A 25,060-nucleotide genomic window follows, 5' to 3' on the forward strand; every position below is an offset into this window, starting at 1 on the left:
TTCACAGGCTGTGGACAAGATTCCTGGGGATGGTTGGGAAAGCCGGCGGTTCGGCCCTCGCTTCGGCGGCGCAAGCGGCTAGACTGCGGCGATGGATACCGCCCGCCCCTTTCCCGCCCCGGTCATCGCGATGAACGATACCGGCGCGGAGCCTCATTACCGCACGCCGCCCCACAACATCGAGGCCGAACAGGCCCTGCTGGGGGCGGTTCTCGTCAACAATGAGGCGATCACGAGGGTCACCGAATTCCTGCTGGCCCAGCATTTCTACGAGCCGCTGCACCAGCGCGTCTACGAGCACGCGCTGAAGCTGATCGAGCGCCAGCAGATCGCCAATCCGGTGACCCTGCGCCCCTTCTTCGAGCAGGACGCGGCCATGGCCGAGGTCGGCGGGCCCTCCTATCTCGCCCGCCTCGCCGCCAATGCCGTCACCATCATCAATGTCGCCGACTACGGCAGGGCGATCTACGACCTCGCCCTGAAGCGGGAGTTGATCCAGGTCGGCGAGGAAATCGTCAATACCGCCTATGAGGCGGATATCGACACCAACGCCGAGGAACAGATCCAGGCGGCCGAGGGCAAGCTGTTCAACCTCGCCGAGGCGGGCAGCCGCGAAGGCGGGCTGATGCCCTTTGCCCATGGCCTGACCGCGGCGATCGAGGCGGCGGAACGCGCCTTCAAGTCGGACGGCCGGCTGACCGGCGTCACCACCGGCCTCGTCGATCTCGACCAGAAGCTGGGCGGGCTGCACCGCTCGGACCTTCTCATCCTCGCCGGGCGCCCGTCCATGGGCAAGACCGCCCTCGCGACCAATATCGCCTTCAACGCCGCCCGCGCCGCCCGCTTCGAGAAGGATGCCTCGGGCCGCAACGTCGTCACCTCGGAAGGCGCGGTCGTTGCCTTCTTCTCGCTCGAAATGTCGTCCGAGCAGCTGGCCATGCGTATGCTCTCGGAGCAGTCGCGCATCGTCTCGGAGAAAATCCGCCGCGGCCAGATGAACACCGACGAGTTCCATCACCTCGTCCAGGCGGCGCAGGAAGTGCAGAGCCTGCCGCTCTATATCGACGATACGCCGGGCATCACCATCTCGGCCCTGCGCACGCGCTGCCGCCGGTTGAAGCGGCAATATGGCCTCGGCCTCGTCATCGTCGACTATCTGCAGCTGGTCAATCCGTCGGGCAAGTCGCGCACCGACAACCGCGTGGGCGAATTGTCGGAAATCACCCGCGGCCTCAAGATGCTGGCCAAGGAACTGGACGTGCCGGTGATCGCCCTCTCCCAGCTCTCGCGCCAGGTCGAGAACCGCGAGGACAAGCGGCCCCAGCTGTCGGACCTGCGCGAATCGGGCACGATCGAACAGGACGCCGACGTCGTCATGTTCGTGTTCCGCGAGGAATATTACCTGATGCGGCGCGAGCCTCGGGAGGGCACCCCCGAGCACGCTGCATGGCAGGACGAGATGGAACAGGTGCATAATCTGGCCGAGGTGATCATCGGCAAGCAGCGCCACGGCTCCATCGGCATCGTGAAACTGCGCTTCGACCCGTCCCTCACCCTGTTCCAGAATCTGGCGCGTGAGGATTATCTGCCCGATGCTGAAGAATATTGAGCCTGCCGCTGCCGAAGGCCCCGTCGGTGCCACCACCCGCCTGACCGTCGATATTTCCGCCATCGCCGCCAACTGGCGGATGCTCGCCGGCCTCGCCGCCCCCGCCGTCGCCGGGGCGGCGGTGAAGGGCGATGCCTATGGCCTCGGCGCCGCCCGCGTCGCCCCCGCGCTCCATGCCGCCGGGTGCCGCCATTTCTTCGTCGCCCATCTCGGCGAGGGGATCGCGCTGCGCCCGCATCTGCCCGCCGATGCCGCGATTTTCGTGCTGCACGGCATTCCGAAGGGCACGGCGGAAGAATTCACCGCCCATGGGCTTACCCCCGTTCTCAACAGCCTCGGCGATATCGCCGCCTGGTCGCGGGCGGGCATGGCCATCCAGCGGGCGCTGCCGGCCGCGCTCCATGTCGATACCGGCATGAGCCGGCTCGGTCTGTCGGCGCCGGAGGTCGAGCGCCTCTGTGCCGCGCCCGAGCTGCTGGACGGCGTCAGCCTCGATCTCGTCATCAGCCATCTCGCCTGCGCCGACGATCCGGCGAACCCGATGACGGCGGCGCAGCGCCTGCGCTTCCTCGATATCTGCGACCGCCTGCCGACCACCGGCCGGCCGTTCCGCCGCGCCCTCGCCAATTCCGCCGGCATCTTCTGGGGCGCCGACTATGCCTTCGACCTGGTGCGGCCGGGCATCGCGCTCTATGGCGGCAATCCCGTCAACGGCCGTCTCGCCCCGGTGCGCCCGGTGGTGCGGCTGGAGGCCGGCATCCTGCAGGTGCGCGAGATTGACCCGCCGGACACCGTTGGCTACGGTGCGACGCACAAGGTGGTCCGGCCGACACGGGTCGCGACGGTCGCCGTCGGCTATGCCGACGGTTACCTGCGCGCCGCGGGGAACCGGGGCCTGGCGCTGATCGACGGCCGGGAAGTGCCGGTTCTGGGACGGATTTCGATGGATTTGATGACGATCGACGTGACCGACGTGGCGCCGGAGCGCTGCCGCCCGGGCATGGATATCACCCTGGTCGGCGATTCCCTGACCATCGACCGCGTCGCCGCCACCATGGACACCGTGTCCTACGAGCTGCTGACCCGTCTCGGCCGGCGTTTCGCCCGCGTCTATACCGGCGGGGCGGCATGAACAATCCGCTGGCGCTGGTCGGCCGCGCGACGCTTTCGCTGTTCGGTCTCGCCGGGCGGCTGACGGTCTTCGCCGGCAATTGCCTGCAGCATATCGTGCGGCCGCCGATCTATTTCGGCCTGATCGGCCGGCAGATGATCGCCATCGGCTATTTCTCGCTGCCGGTCGTCGGCCTGACCGCGGTCTTCACCGGCATGGTGCTGGCGCTGCAGATCTATATCGGCTCGTCCCGCTTCAACGCGGAAAGCGCGGTCGCGACCATCGTCGTCATCGGCATCACCCGCGAACTCGGCCCGGTCCTCTCGGGCCTGATGGTCGCGGGGCGCGTCTCGGCGGCCATGGCGGCCGAGCTCGGCACCATGCGGGTGACCGAGCAGATCGACGCCCTGACCACGCTGTCGACCAATCCGTTCAAATATCTGATGGCGCCGCGCCTGATCGCCGCCACCCTGACCATGCCGCTTCTGGTCTTCGTCGCCGACATCATCGGCGTCATGGGCGGCTATCTGGTCGGCACGGCCAAGCTCGGCTTCAATTACGGCAGCTATCTGAAGTCGACCGTCGACTATCTGGAGCCGATGGACGTGATCTCGGGTCTCGTCAAGGCCGCGGTCTTCGGCTTCCTGCTGGCCCTCATGGGCTGCTACCATGGCTATTACAGCAAGGGCGGGGCCCAGGGCGTCGGGGCCGCCACCACCAACGCGGTCGTTTCCGCCTCGGTGCTGATCCTCGCCGCCAATTACCTGATCACCGAACTGTTCTTCACCTCATGACGACGGCGAAACTGAAACTCGAGGGCGTGGCCAAGCATTTCGGCCACAAGAAGGTGCTCGACGGCATCGACCTCGAGGTCGGCCGCGGCGAATCCGTGGTCGTCATCGGCGGCTCGGGCACCGGCAAGTCGGTCATGCTGAAATGCGTGCTCGGCCTCATCCATCCCGACAGGGGCCAGATCCTGGTCGACGGCGAGAATGTCGTCGGCCTGCGCGGCTCGGCCAAGGAAGAGTATCTGTCGAAATTCGGCATGTTGTTCCAGGGCTCCGCCCTCTTCGACAGCCTGCGGGTGTGGGAAAACGTCGCCTTCGGCCTCATCCAGGGCCGGGGCATGAAGCGCAAGGCCGCGAAGGACATCGCCATCGAGAAGCTGGGCCGGGTCGGCCTGAAGGCGGATGTCGGCGAACTTTCCCCGTCCGAGCTTTCGGGCGGGATGCAGAAGCGCGTGGCCCTGGCCCGCGCCATCGCGACCGAACCCGAGATCATCTTCTTCGACGAGCCGACCACCGGCCTCGACCCGATCATGGCCGATGTCATCAACGACCTGATCGTCGAATGCGTGAAGGACCTCGGGGCCAGCACCCTGACCATCACCCACGACATGGCCTCGGCGCGCAAGATCGCCGACCGGTTGGCCATGATCTACAAGGGCCACATCATCTGGTGCGGCCACAAGGACCAGATCGACAATTCGGGCAATGCTTACGTCGACCAGTTCATCCATGGCCGGGCCGACGGCCCGATCACCATGGACGTGCTGAAGCCCTGATGGCGCGCCCGGGCGAGAACTGGGTCTGCCAATCCTGCGGCACGGCGGCGCGCAAATGGTCGGGCCGCTGCGAAGCCTGCGGGGCGTGGAATTCCATGGTCGAGGAAGCGGGCGCGCAGGCCCTGCCCGGCGGCCTCGATCCCAAGGCGCGCAAGAAGGGCCGCGGCCCCGAATTCGCCGACCTGCGTGGCGGCGAGGCCCCGCCGCCTCGCCTGCCCTCGGGGATCGAGGAATTCGACCGGGTGGCCGGCGGCGGCCTCGTGCCCGGCTCTGCCCTGCTCGTCGGCGGCGATCCCGGCATCGGCAAATCCACCATCCTGCTGCAGGTCGCGGCCGCCCTCGCCCGGGCGGGCCGGCTCTGCGCCTATATCTCGGGCGAGGAGGCGGTCGGTCAGGTGCGCCTGCGCGCCGGGCGCCTCGGCCTTGGCGATGCGCCGGTGCGGCTCCTGGCGGAAACCGGCCTCGGCGAGATTTTCGCCGCGCTCGACGGACTCGGCCGGCCCGATGTCGTCATCATCGATTCGATCCAGACCATGTTCGCCGAGAATATCGAGTCGGCGCCCGGCACCGTCTCGCAGGTCCGGGCCGTCGCGGGCGAACTCGTGCGCTACGCCAAGAAGAAGGGCGTGACCGTCATCCTGGTCGGCCATGTCACCAAGGACGGGCAGATCGCCGGTCCCCGGGTGGTCGAGCACATGGTCGACACCGTGCTCTATTTCGAAGGCGAGCGCAGCCACCAGTTCCGCATCCTGCGCGCGGTCAAGAACCGCTTCGGCCCGACCGACGAGATCGGTGTGTTCGAGATGACCGGCGGCGGCCTCGCCCAGGTCGCCAATCCGTCCGCCGTCTTCCTCGGCGAGCGGCAGGAGGATGTCTCGGGCACCGTCGTCTTCGCCGGGATCGAGGGCTCGAGGCCCCTGCTGGTCGAGATTCAGGCGCTGGTCGCGCCGTCGGCGCTGGGCACGCCCCGGCGCGCCGTGATCGGCTGGGATTCGGGCCGCCTCGCCATGGTCATGGCCGTGCTCGAGGCGCGCTGTGGCATTGCCTTCGGCCCGCGCGATGTCTATCTGAACGTCGCCGGTGGCCTGCGTATCGTCGAGCCGGGCGCCGACCTTGCGGTTGCCGCAGCCCTCGTCTCCGCAATGGTCGATGTTGCGTTGCCGCGAAACATGGTAGTCTTCGGCGAAATCGGCCTGACGGGTGAAGTCAGGCCGGTAACCCAGACCGAGGCAAGACTGAAGGAAGCCGCCAAATTGGGCTTCGATCAGGCGCTTGTCCCTGCGGGTGGGGCAAAACGTGCAACGTCCGCCGGCATAACGGATATCTCCCGGCTTGCGGACATGGTCCACCGCCTTGTAGGAGAAGGGGTGGGGGCCGCTGGTGGCCACCCTCCGAGGAATCGCTGATCATGTCCGATCTGCCCTTCAATCTGGTCGACGGGGTGGTTATCGCTCTCGTCGTCATGTCCGCGCTTTTCGCCTTCTTCCGGGGCTTCACCCGGGAAGTGCTGTCGATCGCGGCCTGGGTCGGCGCGGCGCTGGTCGCGCTCTATCTGCAGGACAATGTGAAGCCCTACGCCCTGCAGGCGACGGGTCACGAGGTGCTGGCGCAGGCGATCGCCGTCGGCGCGCCCTTCATCGTCGCCCTGCTGGTGTTCTCGATCCTCACCCATCTCGTCGCCAGCCGCGTGCAGCAGAGTGCGGTCGGCCCGCTCGACCGCACGCTCGGCTTCGCCTTCGGCATCCTGCGCGGCCTCGCCGTCGTCTCGATCTTCTATCTCGTCGTCACCAACCTGGTGAAGGAGCCGGAAGACCCGGCCTGGATGCGCGACGCCAAGACCCTGCCGATCATCCGCGCCGGGGCCGAGATCGTCTTCGACATCCTGCCACCCGAGCTGCGCTCCGATCAGGTCCTGTCCCGCCTGCGCGACGAGGGCGGCGTCGTGCTGGACGGCGCCCGCACCTTCGAGACCATCGCCCCCGTGCTCTCGCCCAATGCACCGGGCGGCCCGGCGCCGACGCCGGCACCGCCCCCGGGGCCGCAGGGCGCCCTGCCCGGCAACGGTGAAACCAGCTATTCGACCCAGCAGGTCAGCGATTTCAATCGCCTGATCGACAGCGTGGGCACCACCAAAGCGAACTGAGGAGGAAGGTCGTTGACGACCCCTTTCGATGACGATCACCTGCGCGAGGAATGCGGCATCTTCGGCATTTCCCGCCATGCCGATGCCGCCCGCCACGTCGCGCTCGGCCTTCATGCCCTGCAACACCGGGGCCAGGAAGCGGCGGGAATCGTCTCCTTCGACGGGGCGCGTTTCCAGGCCCATCGGGCCATGGGCCATGTCGCCGAAGCCTTCGAATCCGACAAGGTGATGGCCGATCTGGCCGGCTATGCCGCCATCGGCCATGTCCGCTACGCCACTTTCGGCGCGACCATCCTGCGCAATGTCCAGCCGCTTTTCGCCGACCTCTCGTTCGGCGGTTTCGCCATCGCCCACAACGGCAATCTGACCAACGCCATGGCGCTGCGCCGCCGGCTGGTCAAGACGGGCTGCATCTTCCAGTCGACCTCCGACACCGAGGTGATCCTCCACCTCGTCGCCACCTCGCAGAAGAACAACGTCGTCGACCGCCTGATCGACGCCCTCAGGCAGATCGAAGGCGCCTACAGCCTGGTCGCCCTGACCGACAGCATGATGATGGGAATGCGCGATCCGCTCGGCGTCCGCCCCCTCGTCATGGGCAAGCTGGCGGATGACACCATCGTCTTCGCTTCCGAGACCTGCGCCCTCGACATCATCGGCGCCGACTTCATCCGCGACGTCGAGCCGGGCGAGATCGTCATCGTCTCCGACGAGGGCATCACCAGCCTGAAGCCGTTCGATGCGCCGAAGCCTCGCTTCTGCATCTTCGAGCATATCTATTTCGCCCGTCCCGATTCGGTGGTCGAGGGCCGTTCGGTCTATGACGTGCGCAAGCATATCGGCGCCGAACTGGCACGGGAGAGCGGGATCGACGCCGATGTCGTCATCCCCGTGCCCGATTCCGGCGTGCCGGCGGCCATCGGCTTCGCGGCCGAAACCGGCATTCCCTTCGAGCTGGGCATCATCCGCAATCACTACGTCGGCCGCACCTTCATCGAGCCGACGCAGCAGATCCGCAATCTCGGCGTCAAGCTGAAGCATAATGCCAACCGCCCGCAGATCGAGGGCAAGCGCGTGGTGCTGGTCGACGATTCCATCGTTCGCGGCACCACTTCGCTGAAGATCGTGCAGATGGTGCGCGATGCCGGCGCGCGCGAGGTGCACATGCGCATCGCCAGCCCGCCGACCACCCATTCCTGCTTCTACGGCGTCGACACGCCGGAGCGCAGCCAGTTGCTCGCCGCGACCCACGATGTCGAGGGGATGCGCAGGTTCATCCAGGCCGACAGTCTCGCCTTCATCTCGATGGACGGGCTCTACCGCGCCATGGGCGCAGCCGGGCGCAACCCGGCCCAGCCGCAGTTCTGCGACGCCTGCTTCACCGGCGACTATCCGATTTCCCTGACCGACCATTGGGGCGGCGACGAGGACCAGTCGCGGCCCCATCGCGTGAAAGCCGCGGGCTGATCCCTTGAGCATCGAAAAACCCCTGGCAGGGCGGATCGCCCTGATCACCGGCGCGTCGCGCGGCATCGGCTGGGCCGTGGCCAAGGCCTATGCCGCAGCCGGCGCCGACCTCATCCTGCTGTCCCGGACGACGGGTGCGCTCGAGGAGCTGGACGACGCGATCCAGCTCGCGGGGGGCAAGCCCTCGACCCTCGTGCCCCTCGACCTTGCTGACGGGCCGGGCATCGACCGGCTGGGCGGCGCCATCGCCGAGCGCTGGGGCAAGCTCGACATTCTCGTCTCCAATGCCGGCGTCCTCGGGATGCTCGCCCCCCTCGGCCATATCAAGCCGAAGGACTGGGACGCGCTGATGACCATCAACGTGACCGCCAACTGGCGCCTGATCCGTTCGCTCGACGTGCTGCTGCGGGCCAGCGATGCCGGCCGCGCGATCTTCGTGACCTCGGGCGCCGCCACCAAGGGCGAAGCCTATTGGGGCGGCTACGCCACCTCGAAGGCCGCGCTGAACGCCATGGTCACCGCCTATGCGGCGGAGACGGAAACCACCAATCTGCGCGTCAACCTGCTTTCGCCCGGGCCGATCGACACTGGAATGCGCGCCAAGGCCTTCCCCGGCGAGGACAGGGCGACCCTGCCGAAGCCCGCCGATGTCGCGCCCCTGTTCGTCGAACTGGCCCGCAAGGAAGAAACGCGCCACGGCCAGATTGTGCGCTATAGTCGGGCCTGATCACCGATCCGGAGGCAGGTCATGCCCCTCGAGCAGTTGAAGCCCTTCACTCTCGCCCTTGCCTCGCCGCCCAGGGGCGAGGAAGGGCCGCGCGGTCCGGCGGCCCCGACCGACGTCTGGCAGGCGCTGACCGATCACGCCGCGCATATCGCCGCGACCGAGCCGCTGCTGGCCGCCCTCGCCCGTCACTGGATCCTGAGCAAGCCCGATTTCGCCGCTGCCCTCGGCGCCATGCTGGCCGACAAGGCCGCCTGCGAGATGACCCCGCGCGACACGGTGGCCGACCTCGTCGCCGAAGCCGTCACCTTCGATCCCGAGATCGCGGCGGCCGCCCGGGCCGACCTCGCCGCCATCCTCGCGCGCGATCCGGCGGTCAAGGGCGCGGCCCATCCGTTCCTGTTCTTCAAGGGGTTCCAGGCCCTGCAGATGCATCGCATCGCCCATCACCTGTGGACCGTCGGCCGTCACGACGCCGCCCTGTTCTTCCAGAGCCGGGGCGCGGAAGTCTTCGCCATCGACATTCATCCGGCGGCGCCCATCGGTCGCGGTGTCATGCTCGATCATGGCACCGGCCTCGTCGTCGGCGAGACCGCCTCGATCGGCAACGATGTCTCGATCCTGCAGAAGGTCACGCTCGGCGGCACCGGCAAGGAATCCGGCGACCGCCACCCCAAGGTGCGCGACGGCGTGCTGCTGTCGGCGGGCGCCATCGTGCTCGGCAATATCGAGATCGGCCGCAATGCCAAGGTCGGCGCCGGCAGCGTCGTCCTGCACGACGTGCCGCCCTGCGCCACCGTCGCTGGCGTGCCCGCGCGCATCGTTGGCTGGTGCAAGGAAGGCGCCCCCGCCCTGTCCATGGATCACGAACTGCCCGAAGGTCACGGCTGATCGGGCGCCCTATTCATCGCCGTAGGACGCGGGCAGATGGCGCTCCAGTTCCATCGCATCGTGCAACAGGCGGCCGACGCCGACGGCGCCCGCGGGTGTAACGCGATAGAGCAGGAAATGCCGGGGGCGACGGACCGGGCCATGCGCCTGCCGTGCACGGTCCCGGCTGTGACGCAGATGGTAGCTGCGAACACATTCGCCGAGTTCAGCGCGGTCGATACTGCCGCCACGGAAGGGATCGGCGGCGAGATCGCGCAGGGCCGTGGCGATCAGGACTTCATAGCGCCGCCGGCCATTCTCGCCGAAACGCTCCTGCGTCCAGACGAGCGCGTCGACGATGTCCTCCCGGGCCGCCGCCGAGAGAAGAATGCCGCCCGCCATCGTCAGGGCACTGATTTCCGCACCCGCGCTTCCGCTTCCCGTCCGAGGGCCCCGATGACGTCATCCAGCGCGTCGCCCGAAACGGCGGCGAGACGCCCCTCATCGAGATCGCGGAAGCCAGCCTGCGCGGCAGCCCGCAAGGCTTCGAGCTTCGCCGCGTCGAGGGCTTCGATCTGTTCGACCAGGCGCAGGCCTTCCCTCAGGACTTCGCTGGCATTCTGATAGCGCCCGGATTTCACCAGCCGCTCGATCACGGCTTCGTGATGGTCGGTCAGGACGACGTTGCGCGTGGGCACGGAGACACCTCCCGCTGCGGATCGAGAACCTAGGTTATCCTCTATGGCATATCATGCCAATAGCGCGGCGCTCCCATCGGCCAGGCCTGCCGATCAGAGATTGGAGGAGCAATCCTCGAGGGTGGTCACGATCGTCACCGAATGGAAATCGCGCTTGGCGTGGAAGCGCCGCTCGATCGTCGCGCCTTTTTCCATGAACAGGCGAAGCAGCGGATCCAGGCAGGTCGCATGGTGCATCTGCACCGTCATGGCATCGGGATTGAGGAAAGCCCCCTGCGGCAGTTCGTAGGCATAGTCGTAGCGCACGGTGCGACCTTCGGCGGTGACCTCGACCAGTTCGGTATAGGGATCGACGGGCACCGGACCCCGGAAGCTGCGGGCGATTTCATCGGTGACGGCGTGAAGGCCGCGTTCGTCGATCTGGAGCGAGACATTGGCGAGTTGCAGCGCCTGCTCCGTCTGATTGCGCGCGATGAAATCCTGTCTGGCCATGAAGCCGGAATAGAACCAGAGCACGGCCAGCCCGGCATAGCCGACACCGCCCAGAATACCGATCGCCGTAAGGAGCCATTGGGGCCAGCGCGACGTCCGCTCCCCCGGCCCCGGTAAAAGGACGAGAGCGATGCCGGCCAGCGGGACGAAAGCGGCAAAGGCCGGCCAGGTGCGACCGAAGGCTTCGCGCGAACGCGCGCGGGCCGCCAGCCCGAGCGCGAGACCGAGGATGACGAGACCGATGGCCCAGCCCGCCATGAGCGGCGTGAGCCAGCCGCCGAGATAGGCATCCGGCACGAGCCAGAACAGGGCATTCGCAGCGATCAGGCCGCCGAAGATCGGCAGCAGGACAAGGACGAAAGCACTGCGACCAAGGCGCCAGGGGCGCTGACCAAGCCAAAGACTGAACAGCCCGCCAAGACCGACCGCGAAGGCCGCCGGCACCAGCGGCGGCCAATCCGCCGCGTGTAGATAAAGCCAAAGCGACTTGTCCACGCCCCACCATCCTAGCTGCAAAAGGCTCAATCGTCGTCGTAAGGATTCTCGTTCTTGCGCAGGATCAGGCGCACGGGCACGCCTTCCATGTCGAAGACTTCGCGCAGGCCGTTCATCAGATAGCGGTTATAGGATTCGGGCAGTTCGCCCGGCCGGTTCATGAACAGGGCGAAGGTCGGCGGCCGGGCCTTCACCTGGGTCATGTAGCGCGGACGCAGGCGGCGGCCGCCGACGGCCGGGGCCGGGTGACGCTCCGTCGCCTCGGAGAGCCAGCGGTTCAGCTTGGCCGTGGGCACGCGCCGGTTCCATTTGGTATAGGCCGTCAGGGCCGCCGGCATCAACTTGTCGAGACCCCGGCCGGTGCGGGCCGAGACGGTGACCACGGGCACGCCCTTCACCTGCGGCAGGTGGATTTCGAGCTTTTCCTTGAGGTCGACCAGGGTCTTGTTGTGATCGGCGACCGCGTCCCACTTGTTGAAGGCGACGATCAGTGCCCGCCCTTCATAGAGCGCGCGATCGGCGATGATGAGGTCCTGGCGGTCGATGCCCTGCACCGCGTCGATCAGCAGGATCACCACCTCGGCGAATTTCACCGCCCGGATCGTGTCGCCGGCCGAGAGTTTCTCGAGCTTGCTTTCGACCCGCGCCTTCTTGCGCAGGCCCGCGGTGTCGAACAGCTTGATCGGCCGACCCTGCCATGCCCAGGGCACCGAGATACTGTCGCGCGTCAGCCCCGCCTCCGGCCCGGTGATCATGCGATCCTCGCCCAGCAGGCGGTTGATCAGGCTGGACTTGCCGACGTTGGGCCGGCCGACGACGGCGACGCGCAGCGGCTTCTGCGGGTCTTCGACCACCTCGACATCCGGGTCGAACGGCTCCGCCGCCTCGCCGTCCTCGTCCCCCGCCTCGTCCGGCCAGGGGTTGATGCCCCGGGCCTTCAGGCGGTCGACGATGGTCTCGTAGAGGTCGAGCATGCCGTCGCCATGTTCGGCCGAGAGGTTGACGCATTCGCCGAGGCCGAGTTCCCAGGCCCCGGCGGCGCCGATCTGGCCCTCCTTGCCTTCGGCCTTGTTGGCGCAGAGGACGATGGGCGTCTCGCTCTTGCGCAGCAGGCGGGAAAAGGCGAGGTCGAGCGGCGTCACCCCGGCGCGGGCGTCGAACAGGAACAGGACGACGTCGGAATCGGCGATGGCCCGTTCGGTCTGGCGCCGCATCCGGCCTTCCATCGAATTGTCGATCACATCCTCGAAACCGGCGGTATCGAAGACCGAGAAGTTGAGATCGCCCAGCCGCCCGTCACCCTCGCGGCGGTCGCGCGTCACCCCCGGCGTATCGTCGACGAGCGCGAGCTTCTTGCCGACGAGGCGGTTGAACAGGGTCGATTTGCCGACATTGGGCCGGCCGACGATGGCGACCCTGAGCTTGGCATGTTCCGAGACCATAGGGGTCCCCTTCCGGTGAAATGCAAAGCGGCACGCGCCCCCTTGGCCGCGTGCCGCCCCATGCTTGAATATGAGATCAGCGCAGCGCGACCAGCGTCCCGCTGGTGGTCAGGACATAGACCGTGCCATTGGCGACGACGGGCGTGATCACGGTGCGGCCCGGCAGCTCGATGGCGCCCAGCACCTCGCCCGAATAGGGCGAGACCGCGGTCATCACGCCGCTGTTCGAGGCGAGCAGCAGACGGTCGCCCGCCAGCACCGGCCCGGTCCAGACGATGGCGCCGGTGGCATCCTTCTCGTCCTCGAAGCGGGGCAGCGGGGTGACCCAGCGCACCCGGCCCTCGTTGCGGGTCAGGCAGATCAGCTCGTTCTCGTCCGACAGGATGTAGATGTAATCGCCGCCGGCCCAGGGCGTGCCCGAGGAGCCGATGGCGCGGTCCCACAGGCGGCTGCCGGTGCGCAGCTCGATGCCGACGGTCGAGCCGCTGTGGCTGGTCGCGAAGACGTCGCCGCGGTCGATCACGACCTGGCCGCGGATATCGTTCAGGGCGGCGATCGGCGTGGTCGCGCCGGTGCGGATCAGGTTGTCCGACCAGACGACGCGGCCGTTCTCGACCCGAAGGGCGAAAATCTCGCCCGAGGAGAAGGGCACCACGACAGCTTCGCCCGCGACGGCGGCGGAAGCCGCGCCGAGGAAGCCCGCGCTTTCCGAGATGCCGACATGGTTCCACAGCACTTCGCCATTGTCGGTCGACAGCGCGAAGAGCTGGTTGTCCTGGGTGACGGCGAAGACGCGGCCGCCGTTCACCGTCGGGCCGGAGCGGAAGGGAATGCCGATGGACCGCTTCCAGACGACGCTGCCGTCGGAAGCGTTGAGGGCATAGACATCGCCATAGCCGGTGGAGGCATAGACGCGGCCCTGGTCATAGGAGACACCGCCGAAGAAGCCGGTCGGCGAATCCTCGTCCTCGGGCTGCAGATTGGCGGACCAGCGGCGCTGACCGTTGAGGTCCAGCGCATTCACATGGGCCGAAGTGTCGAGCACGAAGATCGAATCGCCGCTGACCACCGGCTGCGCCACCAGACGGGTATCGGCGGTATCGCCCGAACCCGCATTGGCGGTCCAGGCGACCTTCAGATCGGGACCGACTTCGAGATGATACATGGCGTGGGCGGGATAGCCGCCGGGCTGCGGCCATTCCGGATTGGCATAGGGCGGCGGCAGTTGCACCGGGACATCGGCGATGGAGGCATCGACGCTGACCGTGGCCGACTGGCTGGGCAGCACGGCGATCCGCTCGCCCTCGACCTGCTGCGTCGGCCCCGAATCGAAGGGGTTCAGGCTGGAGCAGGCGCCCAGCAGACCCGCCAGCATGACCGCGGCCAGCGGCGCGAGAGAGGAACGGTGACGACGGCTTGCGATCATGGGCGTTGCCCCTCGCTCTCGGGCGGTTGTACGGACGGCTGGGCCGGAGCAGCCGGCAACCGGCCCCCCAGCGCATCGAGAACTTCCTGCGCGCGCGCCTTCAGGCGCGACGGCGCGGCATTGTCGTCGACGACTTCGGCAAGAAGACGGCGGGCCTCGTCGGTCGCGCCGGCTTTCAGGCGGACATAGGCGCGCAGCTCCTTCACCGCCGGTGCGAATCCGGCTGCGGCCCCGACCGCGTCGAGTCGGGCGTCGAGATCGGCGGCCGGCGCCGTGTCCATCAGCGCCTGAACGGCGAGCACGCGGGCAAGGGCGGCGATGGAGACATCGCCGCTGGAGCCGGCGACCGCGTCATAGGCGGCGACGGCACCGGCGACATCGCCCCCGGCGAGGGTCGCGGCGGCGGCGTTCATGCGGGCGAGATCGCCGTAATTGCCGCCGGCCTCATTGGCGAGATCGGCGAAAGCCTTGGCGGCTTCGGCCTGCTTGTTATCGGTCACCAGCTGCGCGGCCGCGGCCAGTGCCTCGGCATTGGCGTCGAGCTGCGCCGACTTGTAGTCGCGCCAGCCCATGTAGCCGCCGATACCGACCAGCACCCCGAGAGAGAGCGCGACCACCGCCGTACCATGACGCCGCCAGAACCCGAGAAGGCGTTCCCGCCGCAGGTCTTCGTCGATTTCCTGAAAGATGTCGGACACTTGTACCCCACGGAAGGCAGCGCTGGCCCAAAAGGCGAGGAACGATAGCCAAAGCCCGATGGCTTGGCAAACGCGCCGGGCCGCTTCTTAAGTCCCGGTGCCGCCGGGGCCCCGGTTGTCGCCCTTGAGGCGGTAGGTATAGGCTTCACTCGGAAACTGGCGGCTGCGCACCTCGGCCGCATAGGCGGCCGCGGCCTCGCCGATGGCGACGCCGAGTTCGGCGTAGCGTTTCACGAATTTCGGCGTGCGGTTGGACATGCCCAGCATGTCGTCGATCACCAGAACCTGGCCGTCGCAAGCGGCGGAGGCGCCAATGCCGATGGTGGGCACGTCAATGCTCTCGGTGACGCGGACGGCCAGCGGCTCGCTCACCGCCTCGACGACGATCGAGAAGGCGCCGGCCGCGGCGACGGCCTGGGCATCGGCGATGATCGCGTCCCAGCCCGCGGTATCCTTGGTGCCGAGGGCGGCATAGCCGCCACTGGTATTGACCGACTGCGGCAGCAGGCCAATGTGTCCCATCACCGGAACACCACGGGCGGTCAGGAAGCGGATGGTTTCCGCCATGACGACGCCGCCTTCGAGCTTCACCGCCGAGGCACCCGTTTCCTGCAGGATGCGCACGGCGTTGCGATAGGCCTGCGCCGGGCTTTCCTCATAGGTGCCGAACGGCATGTCGATCACGACCAGCGCCTTGCTGGCGCCGCGCACGACGGCGGCACCATGGGCGATCATCATGTCCATGGTGACGGGAACCGTGCTCGGCAGGCCGTATACGACCATGCCCAGCGAATCGCCGACCAGCAGCAGATCCGCGTGCGGATCGAGCAGCTGGGCCATGGGCGCGGTATAGGCGGTCAGGCACACGATCGGCTCCCCACCCTTGCGGGCGCGGAGCCGGGGAACCGTATTGGTCTTGATGACGGTCGACTGGGCCGACATGACGCGCGAACCTCGATCGACCTGAAAATCAGCTGATGACGGCCAACAGGCCGATCATGCCACGCCGTCGCGCTGGGCGCGCTTGCGGGCCAGCTTGCGGGCGCGGCGGACAGCTTCGGCCTTTTCGCGGGCACGCTTCTCGGAGGGCTTCTCGTAGTGGCCGCGCAGGCGCATCTCGCGGAAGATACCCTCGCGCTGCATACGCTTCTTGAGAGCCCGCAGCGCCTGATCGATATTGTTGTCCCGCACCAAAACCTGCATTCGACTAACCTCTTCAAGCCCCTTGGTCCGCCGACGAACCTTCAAGCGGGGCGCGATCGAAAAGAAAAACCCGTTCGGTGGCGGGAAGCCTGCCACCGTGAGGAGGGCTGTATATCACGCACCCGGCGCCTTGGGAAGAGCCACGCAACGGATGAAAACCCGCTGTTTCGGGGGCGGAAACGGGCAGGAAACCTGCGACGCTGCCACTATCTTTCCACATTCGTCATGCTAGTGTGCCGCGCCATGGGGCCGGTATTCGGGCCACCGCGGAGCGGACGAAAATCTTGGGCGAAACGCAGGATACTTTCGGTACGGCGCATCTCTTCCGTACCCCCTCCATGCTGCTGAAGTGGCTGCGCTCGCCCTTCAAGATCGGCGCCGTCGCGCCGTCCAGCCGCTTTCTCGCCCGCGAAATGGCCGCGCAGGCCGATCTGGCGCGCCCGGGCCCCGTGGTGGAACTGGGGGGCGGCACCGGGGCGATCACGACTGCCCTGCTCGCCCGGATGGATTACGACCGGCTCTTCACCGTCGAATTCGACCGCGATCTGGCGCAGACCCTGCGCCACCGCTTCCCCCGCCTGCAGGTCGTCGAAGGCGATGCCTGCGAACTGGTCTCCCTGATGGCCGCGCAAGGGGTCGACAAGGCGGCCTGCGTCGTCTCGGGCCTGCCGCTGCTGGGCATGCCGCCCTCGGTTCAGCGCCGCATCGTCGGCGCGGCCTTCGAACTGATGGGGGATGGTGGCCGTTTCGTGCAGTTTACCTATGGCCCCGCCTCCCCCCTGCGGCCCAATCTCTTGGCGGAGCTGGGGCTGACGGCGCGGCGCTGCGGTCATGTCCTGATGAATATCCCGCCCGCGCGGGTCTGGTGCTACGAAAGGGTCGGCACTCGTTGACGCCGGCCCTGCTATTGAGGTATTGCGCCCCCTTCAACCAGGGGGCGTCAGAGGTCTGGAGAAGAATATGCGCAGTTTCGTGAAAGGCCTGGCCCTTGGCGCCGGGCTCGCCCTGACCGCGGGCATCGCCGTCGTGCCGCAGGTCCCGGCCTATGCCGAGGAGGCCGAGCCCGCGACCATCGCCTTCGTCGACGTGCCCCGCATCATGCGCGACAGCGCCGCGGCGAAGAGCGTCCGCACCCAGCTCGAGCGTCAGGAAAAGGCTTATGAAGCCGAGATCAAGGCGCAGACCGACAAGCTGCGCGCCGACGAGGACGCGCTGAAGAAGCAGCGCGCCAGCATGGCCGCCGATGCCTTCGCGGCGAAGCAGAAGGAATTCCAGGCCAAGGTCGACGGTCTGCGCCAGCAGGTCGAGCGTCGCCGCCAGCAGATGTCCTTCGCGCAGGACGACGCGATGAAGAAGCTGGAGCCGGTGTTCAACCAGATCGTCGCCGAAGTCGCCAAGGAAGTCGGCGCGACCGTCGTGCTCGACACCGCGCGCGTGCTGGTCTCGTCCAACAATCTCGACATCACCGAAACCGTGATGTCCCGCCTCGACGCCAAGCTGCCGACGATCACGGTCAACTTCAATGCGCCGGCGACACCGGCCGCCTCGGGCGGTGGCGCCCTGCCGCCGCCGCCGCGGCCCAATAAGTAAAGCCTATCCCCCGGGGCCGGTCGAACAGACCGGCCCCGTTTCCTTTGGGGCCCGAACAGGTCATGCTGCCCGCTGTCGTGTGCCGCGTTCTGGAGCAGATGATGCGACCGAACTTCACCCCGGGTCCGTTTCAGGCCGCCCTCGCGCTGATCGTGGCGTTATGGTCCGCACCCGGCCTCGCCCAGACTCGCGCCCTGCCGGTCGAAGTCGCCCCCGTCACCGTGACCGCTCTCGCCGACAGCATCGAAGCCGTGGGCAGCCTGCGTTCGGGCGAGACCGTGATCCTGCGCCCGGAGATCGCCGGCCGCGTCAGCCGCATCCTGTTCGAGGAAGGGCGCCCGGTCGCCGCCGGCACGCCTCTCGTCGAACTCGATGCCTCGACCTATGCCGCCCAGGTCGCGGTCGCCCGCGCCGACCTCGCCCTCGCCGAGGCGGAAGCCGAGCGGGCGCGTACATTGTTCGCGCAGCGCGCCGGCACCGCCCGCGCGCGCGATGAAGCCGTCGCCCGCCTCGCCACCACCAAGGCCGCGCTGCAGCTGGCCGAGGCGCAATTCGCCAAGACCCGCATCCTCGCTCCCTTTGGCGGCATCCTGGGCCTGCGCGCGGTCAGCATCGGCGACGTGGTGCAGCCGGGACAGACCCTGGTCAATCTCGAGTCGATCGACCCGCTGAAGCTCGATTTCGCCGTGCCGGAGACGATGCTGGCCCGGCTCGCCGTCGGCCAGGCCGTGGATGTCGCGGTCGATGCCCTGCCGGGCGAGCGTTTCGCCGGCACCGTCTATGCCATCGACCCCGCCATCGACGAAGCGGGCCGGGCGATCCGACTGCGTGCCCTGGTGCCCAATGCGGACGGCCGCCTGCGTCCCGGCCTGTTCGCCCGGGTGCGGCTCGACACCGCCCGGGCGGGTGAGAGCGTCACCGTGCCCGAACAGGCGCTGATCGCCCGCCACGGCAAGACCTATGTCTACAAGGTGATCGACGGCGCCGCGGTCGAAACCGAGGTAAGCCTGGGCCGCCGCCTGACCGGCAGCGTCGAGGTCGTGGCCGGTCTTTCGCCGGGCGATACGGTCGTCGTCGCCGGCCAGCAGCGCCTGCGCGACGGCGTGAAGATCGAGGTCGTCGCGCCGGACGGAACCCCCGCCCAGCGCACCGGCGGCTGAGACCATGAATCTGACCGAACTCTGCATCCGCCGGCCGGTCTTCGCGACCGTGCTGTCCCTCGTCATCTGTCTGATCGGCATTGTCGCCTGGCAGCGGCTGGCCGTGCGCGAATATCCCAACATCGACGTGCCCGTGGTCAATGTCCGCACGGATTACACCGGGGCGAGCGCCGCCGTGATCGAGAGCCAGATCACCCAGGTGCTGGAAGATTCGATTTCCGGCCTCGACGGCATCGACACCATCACCTCGACCAGCCGCGACGGCCGGAGCGCGATCACCGTCCGCTTCAACCTCGGCGTCTCGCCCGATGTCGCGGCAAGCGACGTGCGCGACCGCGTCTCGCGCGTGCGCGGGCGCCTGCCCGAGGAAGTGGACGAGCCGATCATCGCCAAGGTCGAGGACGATGCCCAGCCGATCATCTACATCTCGATTAACGCCGAAGGGGTAAGCCGGCTCGAAGTCTCCGATGTCGCCGACACGCTGGTGGTCGACCGGCTGCAGACCATCCCCGGCGTTTCCTCGGTCGAATTGCGGGGCGAGCGGCTCTATTCCATGCGCATCTGGCTGGACCGCTCGCGCATGGCCGCCCTCGGCGTCACGGTACAGGATATCGAGGATGCCCTGCGGGCCCAGAACCTGACGGTGCCCGCCGGCCGCATCGAATCGCACCAGCGGGAATTCACCGTCGAATCGCGCACCGACCTCGCGACGCCCGAGGAATTCGCCGCCGTCATCCTGCGCCGCGACGGCCTCTATCTGGTCCGTCTCGGCGATGTCGCCCGGGTCGAGCTGGGCCCCGAGAACGAGCGCATCCTTGCCCGTTACAACAGCCGGGAATCGGTGACCGTCGCCGTCATCAAGCAGGCGACGGCCAATCCGCTGGACATTTCGGCCGAGCTGCAGCGCCGCCTGCCGGAAATCCGCGCCGTGCTGCCGCCCGGCTACGAACTGACCATTTCATACGACAGCTCGATCTTCATCGACCGCTCGATCGAGGCGGTCTACAGCACGATCGCCGAGGCGGTCGGCCTCGTCGTCGTGGTGATCTTCCTGTTCCTGCGCAGCGCGCGGGCAACGCTGATCCCCATCATAACCATCCCGGTCTCGCTGATCGGCGCCTGCGCCGTCATGTATGCCTTCGGCTTCACCCTGAACACGGTGACGCTGCTCGCCTTCGTGCTCGCCATCGGCCTCGTCGTCGACGACGCCATCGTCATGCTGGAAAATATCTTCCGCCATATCGAGGCAGGGATGCGCCCGCTCGAGGCGGCGATCCGGGGCGCGCGGGAAATCGCCTTCGCCGTCATCGCCATGACCCTGACCCTCGCCGCCGTCTATGCCCCGGTCGCCTTCGCCGAAGGCCGCATCGGCCGGCTGTTCGCCGAATTCGCCCTGACCCTTGCTGGCGCCGTTCTGGTCTCGGGCTTCATCGCCCTGACCCTGACACCGATGATGTGCGGCCTCCTGCTGCGCCATCAGACGTCCCACGGCCGGGCCTACCGGCTGATCGAGCGGGGCTTTGCCGCCCTCGATGGCGGCTATGGCCGGACACTTTCGGGCGCGCTGCGCCTGTGGCCGCTCGTCCTCGTGCTCGCGGCCGGCATCGGCGCCGCCAATGTCTTCCTGTTCCGCGCCCTGCCCTCGGAACTTGCGCCGGTCGAGGACCGCGGCACGATCAACATCCGCGGCACCGCGCCCGAGGGCTCCACCCTCGACTATACCGCCCGTTACGGCGCCATCGTCGAGACGCTGGCGCGCGAAATCCCCGAGGTCGCGGGGGTTCTCTTCATCGTCGGCTCGCCCGATGTGACCACCGTCATCTCCACCCTGACGCTGAAGACGTGGGAAGAACGGGCACACAGCCAGCAGCAGATCGTGCGCGCCATCGCCGCCCGCCTGTCCCGCGTGCCGGGCATCAACATCTACGCCAGCAATCCGCCGTCGCTGGGCCAGAACGCGCGCGAGAAGGCGGTGCAATTCGTCATCCAGTCGAGTGGCAGCTTCGCCGAACTCGACGAGATCGCCCAGAAGATGATCCGCGCCGTCGCCGACAATCCCGGCCTGACGGATGTCGATTCCGACCTGACGCTGAACAAGCCACAGCTCGACGTGTCCATCGACCGGGAAAAAGCCGCCAGCCTCGGGATCGACGCCGCCGTGATCGCCCGCACGCTGGAAACCTTCTTCGGTGGCCGGCAGGTCACCCGCTTCGACCGCAACGACAAGCAATATGACGTCATCGTCGCGGTCGAGGACGCGGACAAGCGCCAGCCCTCGGACCTGACCTCGCTCTATGTCCGGGCCGCCTCGGGCGCGATGGTGCAGGTTTCCAATCTGGCCACCGTGCGGGAAATGGTCGGCCCCAAGGAGCTGCTGCGCTTCAACAAGTCGCGCTCGGCGACGATCACGGCCAATCTCGCGCCCGGTTACAGCCTCGGCCAGGCCCTCGCCTATATGGAGGACCAGGCGCGCGAGGTGCTGCCGCCCGGCTATCGCTTCGATTACGCGGGGCAGAGCCGCGAGTTCCGCGAAGCCTCCGGCTCGCTCTATGTCACCTTCCTGCTGGCGCTGGCCTTCATCTTCCTCGTCCTCGCCGCCCAGTTCGAGAGTTTCGTCGCGCCGGTGGTGATTCTGCTCTCGGTGCCGCTGTCGATCGCGGGCGCCCTCGCCGCCCTGCTGCTCTCGGGCGGGACGCTGAATGTCTACAGCCAGATCGGCCTCATCACCCTCGTCGGCCTCATCTCGAAACACGGCATCCTGATCGTCGAATTCGCCAATCATCTGGTGGCCGAAGGGCGCGCCCGGCGGGATGCCGTGATCGAGGCGGCGCGGCTGCGGCTGCGTCCCATCCTGATGACCACCGGCGCCATGGTGCTGGGCGCCCTGCCCCTCGCCCTCGCCAGCGGCCCCGGCGCCGAAAGCCGGCAAAGCATCGGCTGGGTCATCGTCGGCGGCCTGTCCTTCGGCACGGTGCTGACCCTGTTCGTCGTGCCCGCGGTCTATCTTCTGGTCGGGCGCAAACAGGCACGGGTCGCGGTGGAGGATGCGGCGGTTTCTGCTAGTCTGCCGCGATCATGACCGAACCATCCTCCCTGCCCACCATCACCTTGCTGGCGGGCCACGACCGCCGCGTCTCCGGCGGCCACCCCTGGGCCTATTCCAACGAATTGCGCCTCGACGCCGAGGCGAAGGCGATTCCGCCGGGCACGCTGGTCCGCCTGTCGCGCGCCGACAGCAAGCCGATCGGCATCGCCACCTTCAATCGCAACACGCTGATTTCCGCCCGCCTGATCCTGCGCAGCGACACGGCAAGGCCCGGCGCCGTCAATCGCGCCTTTCTGGAAACGCGCCTGCGCGCCGCCCTGGCCTTGCGCGAGCGATTCTTCGACGCGCCCTATTACCGCCTCGTCCATGCCGAAGGCGACGGCCTGCCCGGTTTCATCGTCGACCGTTACGGCGATACCTGCGTCGTCCAGGCCAATACGGCCGGGGCGGAGGCGCTGACCGAGCTTCTGCTCGACGCGCTCGAGGCCGTGATCGCGCCCGCCGCCATCATCCTGCGCAATGACAGCCCCTATCGCGAGCTGGAGGGTCTGAAGAAGGACATCCGCCTCGCGCGGGGGGCCATCGCCACGCCGCCGCAAGCGGTCGAATTCGGTGTCCGCCACGGCATCGACCCGCTGGACGGGCAGAAGACCGGCTGGTTCTTCGATTTGCACGAAGCGCGCGGCATCGTCGCCCGGCTGGCGAAGGGCGGCACCCTGCTGGACCTGTGCTGCCATACCGGTGCCTTCGGCCTGTCGGCCCTCAAGGCCGGCGCGACCTCGGCCCTGCTGGTCGACCGCGCCCAGCCGGCCCTGGCCCAGGCCGAAGCGACGGCCCGGGCGAATGGCCTCGGGGCAAACGCCGAATTCCGCCGCGCCGATCTCTTCGATGCCGCCAATGCTCTTGGCACGGAAGGGCGGCGCTTCGATGTCGTGGTCGCCGACCCGCCCAGCTTCGCCAAATCGCGCAAGGACGTGCCGCAGGCGCTGAAGGCTTATCGCAAGCTGGCGCAGGGCGTCGCCACGCTGGTCGCGCCCGGCGGTTTCCTGTTCATCGCGTCGTGCAGCCACAATATCGAGACCGAGGCCTTCACCACCGAAGTCGCGCGCGGCATCGCCAATGCGGGGCGCGAAGGGCGAATCATCGTGGCCGGCGGCGCCGGCGCGGACCATCCGGTGCATCCCCTGCTGCCCGAGACCGGATATCTGAAGTGGCTCGTGCTCGCGCTCGACTGATCGCCTTCGCGCTGGCCGCCGCCGCATCTTGGGCGGCGGTACCGGCGCGGGCCGAGACGGTCGATGTCGCCCTGGTGCTGGCGCTGGATTCGTCGTCCTCGGTCGACCGGGACGAGTACTTCCTGCAAAGCCAGGGCATCGCCGCCGCCTTCGCCGACGCGGAGGTGCAGGCGGCGATCGCCGCCGGCCCCAACAAGGTGATCGCGGTCGCCGTCCTCGAATGGTCGCAGCCCGGGCGGGCGCGGGTCGACCTCGGCTGGCAGAAGGTGACGGCGGAAACGGCGCCCGCCTTCGCCGAGGCGATCTTCAACAATCCCCGCTACATCGAGGGCGGCGGCACCGGCGTCGGCACGGCCCTGTTCCGGGCCGGTGCCCTGATGGATCAGGTGCCGTTCCAACCTTTACGCCGGGTGATCGACCTGTCGGGCGACGGCAAGAACAGCGCCGGCCCGCCAGCCGCGCCTGTGCGCGACGCCCTGGTCGCCCGGGGCATCACGGTGAATGGCCTCGCCGTCGTCAACGCCGAGGCCGATGTCGACGACTACTACCGGGCGGAAGTGATCGGCGGCCCCGGCGCTTTCGTCGAGGTCGCCCGCGATTACGAGGATTTCGTCAACGCGATCAAGCGCAAGCTCCTGCGCGAACTGAAGACCGAGGCGCTGGTCGCGACGCTCACACCCGCTCGACCTTGAGCGAGGTGCCGTTGGCCGCGACCACGCGCACCTTTGTCCCCGCCGGCAGGTCCGCCCCCGTCACCCGCCAGCTCGACCCGCCGAGATGGGCGCGGCCCTGGCCATTCTCGATCGCCTCGGCCAGCACCGCTTCGGTCCCGACCAGGGCATCGGCGCGCTGGTTGAGGCCGGGCAGGGCCTCGGGTGGGCGGCGACGCAGCCACTTTTGGCCCGCCAGCAGCGAGAGCGCGCTCGCGATGGCGAAGACCAGCACCTGATAGACGAGGTCCACCCCCGGCAGCAGCAGGAGCAGCGTGCCGGCCACGAAACCGCCGATGGCGAGCCACAGGAAGAGCACGCCGGGGGCGAGGATCTCGAGGATCAGCAGCACCCCGGCGAGGGCGTACCAGTACCAGAACACCACCTCGGGCATGGCGTCAGGCATCCTTGGCGGACCCGCCCGAGCCGTGGCGGGTCAGGTCGGCGATGCCGGAAATGGCGCCCATGATCCCCGTCGCCTCGAGCGGCAGGAAGGTGATCTTGTTGTTGGGGGCCATGCCGATGCCGGCCAGCGCCTCGATGTATTTCTGGCCGAGGAAGTAATTCACCGCGTCGGTGCCGCCGCTGGCGATGGCTTCGGAGACCATCTGGGTGGCGCGGGCCTCCGCCTCGGCCGAGCGCTCGCGGGCCTCGGCGTCGCGGAAGGCGGCCTCGCGCCGGCCTTCGGACTCGAGGATCGCCGCCTGCTTCTCGCCCTCGGCGCGCTTGATGCTGGCTTCGCGCACGCCCTCGGCCTCGAGGATGACGGCGCGCTTCTCGCGCTCCGCCTTCATCTGGCGGGCCATGGCGTGGACCATGTCCTCGGGCGGGGCGATGTCCTTCAGCTCGATGCGGGTGATCTTCACGCCCCAGGGCTGGGTCGCCTCGTCGATGATGGCCAGCAGCTTGTCGTTGATCTCGCTGCGCTTCGACAGCACGTCGTCGAGATTCATCGCGCCCATGACCGAGCGGATGTTGGTCAGCGTCAGATTGATCAGGGCCGCCATCAGGTTCTGCACCTCATAGGCGGCCTGGGCCGGGTTGATCACCTGATAGAAGGTGACCGCATCGCAGGTGACGATCGCATTGTCGAGCGTGATGATCTTCTGCGACGGAATGTCGAGCACGACTTCCTGCGTGCTGAGCTTCGAGCCGATCTGGTCGATCAGCGGAAAGATGAAATTCAGGCCGGGCTGCAACGTCCGCGTATAGCGGCCGAATCGCTCCAGCGTATAGGCATGGCCCTGCGGCACCGTCTTCACCCCCATGAAGACCGTGATCACGACCAGAATCAGCAGAACCAGCACAAAAGCGCCGAAACCTTCCATTTCCCCCTCCCCTCGCATCCGTCGGGTTGGGCATACTATAGCAGCCCCG

Annotated in this window: 25 protein-coding genes; 15 read left to right on the plus strand and 10 right to left on the minus strand. The window is 67.8% G+C overall.

Annotated elements, in window-relative coordinates; all coding sequences use genetic code 11:
* The first annotated feature begins 91 nt into the window (after positions 1 to 91).
* From DKG74_RS03600 to cysE, 9 genes are read left to right on the plus strand one after another with little or no spacing between them, the layout of a single operon-like run.
* Positions 92 to 1,609, plus strand: coding sequence for a replicative DNA helicase (locus DKG74_RS03600; protein ID WP_109902746.1), 1,518 nt, complete (start codon positions 92 to 94; stop codon positions 1,607 to 1,609).
* Complete coding sequence (alr, locus tag DKG74_RS03605; RefSeq protein ID WP_109902748.1) at positions 1,593 to 2,741, plus strand: alanine racemase; 1,149 nt, start codon at positions 1,593 to 1,595, stop codon at positions 2,739 to 2,741. Before DKG74_RS03600 ends, alr begins: the two co-directional genes overlap by 17 nt.
* Entirely contained in the window at positions 2,738 to 3,514 is a 777-nt protein-coding gene (locus tag DKG74_RS03610; protein WP_109902750.1) for an MlaE family ABC transporter permease, read from the plus strand. Before alr ends, DKG74_RS03610 begins: the two co-directional genes overlap by 4 nt.
* Complete coding sequence (locus DKG74_RS03615) at positions 3,511 to 4,284, plus strand: ABC transporter ATP-binding protein (protein ID WP_109902752.1); 774 nt, start codon at positions 3,511 to 3,513, stop codon at positions 4,282 to 4,284. The genes DKG74_RS03610 and DKG74_RS03615 overlap by 4 nt, the downstream gene beginning before the upstream one ends.
* A complete protein-coding gene (radA, locus tag DKG74_RS03620) occupies positions 4,284 to 5,690 on the plus strand; it encodes a DNA repair protein RadA (protein WP_109902754.1) in 1,407 nt (468 codons plus the stop codon). Before DKG74_RS03615 ends, radA begins: the two co-directional genes overlap by 1 nt.
* 2 nt (positions 5,691 to 5,692) lie before the next feature.
* Entirely contained in the window at positions 5,693 to 6,427 is a 735-nt protein-coding gene (locus DKG74_RS03625) for a CvpA family protein (RefSeq protein ID WP_109902756.1), read from the plus strand.
* A gap of 12 nt (positions 6,428 to 6,439) precedes the next feature.
* Positions 6,440 to 7,894 carry an amidophosphoribosyltransferase gene (purF, locus tag DKG74_RS03630; protein WP_109902758.1) on the plus strand — a complete coding sequence of 485 codons (1,455 nt, stop codon included), beginning with the start codon at positions 6,440 to 6,442 and terminating at the stop codon, positions 7,892 to 7,894.
* Between the two features lie 4 nt (positions 7,895 to 7,898).
* Positions 7,899 to 8,621 (plus strand): SDR family NAD(P)-dependent oxidoreductase, encoded by a 723-nt coding sequence (locus DKG74_RS03635; protein WP_207779228.1) that lies wholly within the window; start codon positions 7,899 to 7,901, stop codon positions 8,619 to 8,621.
* Positions 8,622 to 8,642: 21 nt separating this feature from the next.
* On the plus strand, positions 8,643 to 9,509 hold the full coding sequence (gene cysE / locus DKG74_RS03640) for a serine O-acetyltransferase (RefSeq protein WP_109902760.1): 867 nt from the start codon (positions 8,643 to 8,645) through the stop codon (positions 9,507 to 9,509).
* Positions 9,510 to 9,518: 9 nt separating this feature from the next.
* On the opposite strand, the gene DKG74_RS03645 is transcribed toward cysE, so the two are convergent.
* The 8 genes from DKG74_RS03645 to rpsU form a co-directional block, all read right to left on the minus strand.
* On the minus strand, positions 9,519 to 9,890 hold the full coding sequence (locus DKG74_RS03645; protein WP_109902762.1) for a type II toxin-antitoxin system RelE/ParE family toxin: 372 nt from the start codon (positions 9,888 to 9,890) through the stop codon (positions 9,519 to 9,521).
* Between the two features lie 2 nt (positions 9,891 to 9,892).
* Entirely contained in the window at positions 9,893 to 10,186 is a 294-nt protein-coding gene (locus tag DKG74_RS03650) for a type II toxin-antitoxin system ParD family antitoxin (RefSeq protein ID WP_109902764.1), read from the minus strand.
* A 93-nt stretch (positions 10,187 to 10,279) separates the two neighbouring features.
* A complete protein-coding gene (locus DKG74_RS03655; RefSeq protein WP_109902766.1) occupies positions 10,280 to 11,173 on the minus strand; it encodes a hypothetical protein in 894 nt (297 codons plus the stop codon).
* A gap of 26 nt (positions 11,174 to 11,199) precedes the next feature.
* Positions 11,200 to 12,615: a ribosome biogenesis GTPase Der gene (gene der / locus DKG74_RS03660; RefSeq protein ID WP_109902768.1), complete on the minus strand. Its 1,416-nt coding sequence runs from the start codon at positions 12,613 to 12,615 to the stop codon at positions 11,200 to 11,202.
* 76 nt (positions 12,616 to 12,691) lie between these two features.
* Positions 12,692 to 14,041, minus strand: coding sequence for a PQQ-like beta-propeller repeat protein (locus DKG74_RS03665; protein WP_109902770.1), 1,350 nt, complete (start codon positions 14,039 to 14,041; stop codon positions 12,692 to 12,694).
* Complete coding sequence (locus DKG74_RS03670) at positions 14,038 to 14,739, minus strand: tetratricopeptide repeat protein (RefSeq protein ID WP_165837508.1); 702 nt, start codon at positions 14,737 to 14,739, stop codon at positions 14,038 to 14,040. Before DKG74_RS03670 ends, DKG74_RS03665 begins: the two co-directional genes overlap by 4 nt.
* Before the next feature lie 87 nt (positions 14,740 to 14,826).
* Positions 14,827 to 15,681 carry a 3-methyl-2-oxobutanoate hydroxymethyltransferase gene (gene panB, locus DKG74_RS03675; RefSeq protein WP_109902774.1) on the minus strand — a complete coding sequence of 285 codons (855 nt, stop codon included), beginning with the start codon at positions 15,679 to 15,681 and terminating at the stop codon, positions 14,827 to 14,829.
* 54 nt (positions 15,682 to 15,735) lie between these two features.
* Positions 15,736 to 15,942, minus strand: coding sequence for a 30S ribosomal protein S21 (gene rpsU, locus DKG74_RS03680; protein WP_109902776.1), 207 nt, complete (start codon positions 15,940 to 15,942; stop codon positions 15,736 to 15,738).
* Positions 15,943 to 16,226: 284 nt separating this feature from the next.
* Between rpsU and DKG74_RS03685 the strand changes: the two genes are divergently transcribed.
* The 6 genes from DKG74_RS03685 (at position 16,227) to DKG74_RS03710 (ending at position 23,665) form a co-directional block, all read left to right on the plus strand.
* Positions 16,227 to 16,835: a class I SAM-dependent methyltransferase gene (locus DKG74_RS03685; RefSeq protein WP_109902778.1), complete on the plus strand. Its 609-nt coding sequence runs from the start codon at positions 16,227 to 16,229 to the stop codon at positions 16,833 to 16,835.
* A 67-nt stretch (positions 16,836 to 16,902) separates the two neighbouring features.
* Positions 16,903 to 17,532 (plus strand): OmpH/Skp family outer membrane protein, encoded by a 630-nt coding sequence (locus DKG74_RS03690; protein WP_109902780.1) that lies wholly within the window; start codon positions 16,903 to 16,905, stop codon positions 17,530 to 17,532.
* Between the two features lie 62 nt (positions 17,533 to 17,594).
* Positions 17,595 to 18,692 (plus strand): efflux RND transporter periplasmic adaptor subunit, encoded by a 1,098-nt coding sequence (locus DKG74_RS03695; RefSeq protein WP_207779229.1) that lies wholly within the window; start codon positions 17,595 to 17,597, stop codon positions 18,690 to 18,692.
* Positions 18,693 to 18,696: 4 nt separating this feature from the next.
* Positions 18,697 to 21,771 (plus strand): efflux RND transporter permease subunit, encoded by a 3,075-nt coding sequence (locus DKG74_RS03700; protein WP_109902782.1) that lies wholly within the window; start codon positions 18,697 to 18,699, stop codon positions 21,769 to 21,771.
* Positions 21,768 to 22,973, plus strand: coding sequence for a class I SAM-dependent rRNA methyltransferase (locus DKG74_RS03705; RefSeq protein ID WP_109902784.1), 1,206 nt, complete (start codon positions 21,768 to 21,770; stop codon positions 22,971 to 22,973). Before DKG74_RS03700 ends, DKG74_RS03705 begins: the two co-directional genes overlap by 4 nt.
* Positions 22,949 to 23,665: a DUF1194 domain-containing protein gene (locus DKG74_RS03710; protein ID WP_165837509.1), complete on the plus strand. Its 717-nt coding sequence runs from the start codon at positions 22,949 to 22,951 to the stop codon at positions 23,663 to 23,665. Before DKG74_RS03705 ends, DKG74_RS03710 begins: the two co-directional genes overlap by 25 nt.
* Here the strand turns inward: DKG74_RS03710 and DKG74_RS03715 are convergent.
* Both DKG74_RS03715 and DKG74_RS03720 read right to left on the minus strand, forming a co-directional pair.
* Complete coding sequence (locus tag DKG74_RS03715) at positions 23,646 to 24,089, minus strand: NfeD family protein (RefSeq protein ID WP_109902788.1); 444 nt, start codon at positions 24,087 to 24,089, stop codon at positions 23,646 to 23,648. The genes DKG74_RS03710 and DKG74_RS03715 overlap by 20 nt on opposite strands.
* The gene (locus tag DKG74_RS03720; RefSeq protein WP_109902790.1) at positions 24,082 to 25,011 is read right to left on the minus strand and encodes an SPFH domain-containing protein; all 930 of its coding nucleotides are present in this window, start codon (positions 25,009 to 25,011) and stop codon (positions 24,082 to 24,084) included. Before DKG74_RS03720 ends, DKG74_RS03715 begins: the two co-directional genes overlap by 8 nt.
* Positions 25,012 to 25,060 lie beyond the last annotated feature (49 nt).

The sequence above is a fragment of the Zavarzinia aquatilis genome (assembly GCF_003173035.1).
In the GTDB taxonomy this organism is placed as follows: Bacteria; Pseudomonadota; Alphaproteobacteria; order Zavarziniales; family Zavarziniaceae; genus Zavarzinia; species Zavarzinia aquatilis.

What these genes read in the sequence shown, in the direction of transcription:
- panB (WP_109902774.1), bottom strand. Translation starts at nt 15,681, where the DNA reads ATGTCGGCCCAGTCGACCGTCATCAAGACCAATACGGTTCCCCGGCTC.
- der (WP_109902768.1), bottom strand. Translation starts at nt 12,615, where the DNA reads ATGGTCTCGGAACATGCCAAGCTCAGGGTCGCCATCGTCGGCCGGCCC.
- DKG74_RS03665 (WP_109902770.1), bottom strand. Translation starts at nt 14,041, where the DNA reads ATGATCGCAAGCCGTCGTCACCGTTCCTCTCTCGCGCCGCTGGCCGCG.
- DKG74_RS03600 (WP_109902746.1), top strand. Translation starts at nt 92, where the DNA reads ATGGATACCGCCCGCCCCTTTCCCGCCCCGGTCATCGCGATGAACGAT.
- DKG74_RS03695 (WP_207779229.1), top strand. Translation starts at nt 17,595, where the DNA reads ATGCTGCCCGCTGTCGTGTGCCGCGTTCTGGAGCAGATGATGCGACCG.
- DKG74_RS03715 (WP_109902788.1), bottom strand. Translation starts at nt 24,089, where the DNA reads ATGCCTGACGCCATGCCCGAGGTGGTGTTCTGGTACTGGTACGCCCTC.
- radA (WP_109902754.1), top strand. Translation starts at nt 4,284, where the DNA reads ATGGCGCGCCCGGGCGAGAACTGGGTCTGCCAATCCTGCGGCACGGCG.
- DKG74_RS03610 (WP_109902750.1), top strand. Translation starts at nt 2,738, where the DNA reads ATGAACAATCCGCTGGCGCTGGTCGGCCGCGCGACGCTTTCGCTGTTC.
- DKG74_RS03720 (WP_109902790.1), bottom strand. Translation starts at nt 25,011, where the DNA reads ATGGAAGGTTTCGGCGCTTTTGTGCTGGTTCTGCTGATTCTGGTCGTG.
- DKG74_RS03615 (WP_109902752.1), top strand. Translation starts at nt 3,511, where the DNA reads ATGACGACGGCGAAACTGAAACTCGAGGGCGTGGCCAAGCATTTCGGC.
- alr (WP_109902748.1), top strand. Translation starts at nt 1,593, where the DNA reads ATGCTGAAGAATATTGAGCCTGCCGCTGCCGAAGGCCCCGTCGGTGCC.
- cysE (WP_109902760.1), top strand. Translation starts at nt 8,643, where the DNA reads ATGCCCCTCGAGCAGTTGAAGCCCTTCACTCTCGCCCTTGCCTCGCCG.
- DKG74_RS03705 (WP_109902784.1), top strand. Translation starts at nt 21,768, where the DNA reads ATGACCGAACCATCCTCCCTGCCCACCATCACCTTGCTGGCGGGCCAC.
- rpsU (WP_109902776.1), bottom strand. Translation starts at nt 15,942, where the DNA reads ATGCAGGTTTTGGTGCGGGACAACAATATCGATCAGGCGCTGCGGGCT.
- DKG74_RS03625 (WP_109902756.1), top strand. Translation starts at nt 5,693, where the DNA reads ATGTCCGATCTGCCCTTCAATCTGGTCGACGGGGTGGTTATCGCTCTC.
- DKG74_RS03645 (WP_109902762.1), bottom strand. Translation starts at nt 9,890, where the DNA reads ATGGCGGGCGGCATTCTTCTCTCGGCGGCGGCCCGGGAGGACATCGTC.
- DKG74_RS03690 (WP_109902780.1), top strand. Translation starts at nt 16,903, where the DNA reads ATGCGCAGTTTCGTGAAAGGCCTGGCCCTTGGCGCCGGGCTCGCCCTG.
- DKG74_RS03700 (WP_109902782.1), top strand. Translation starts at nt 18,697, where the DNA reads ATGAATCTGACCGAACTCTGCATCCGCCGGCCGGTCTTCGCGACCGTG.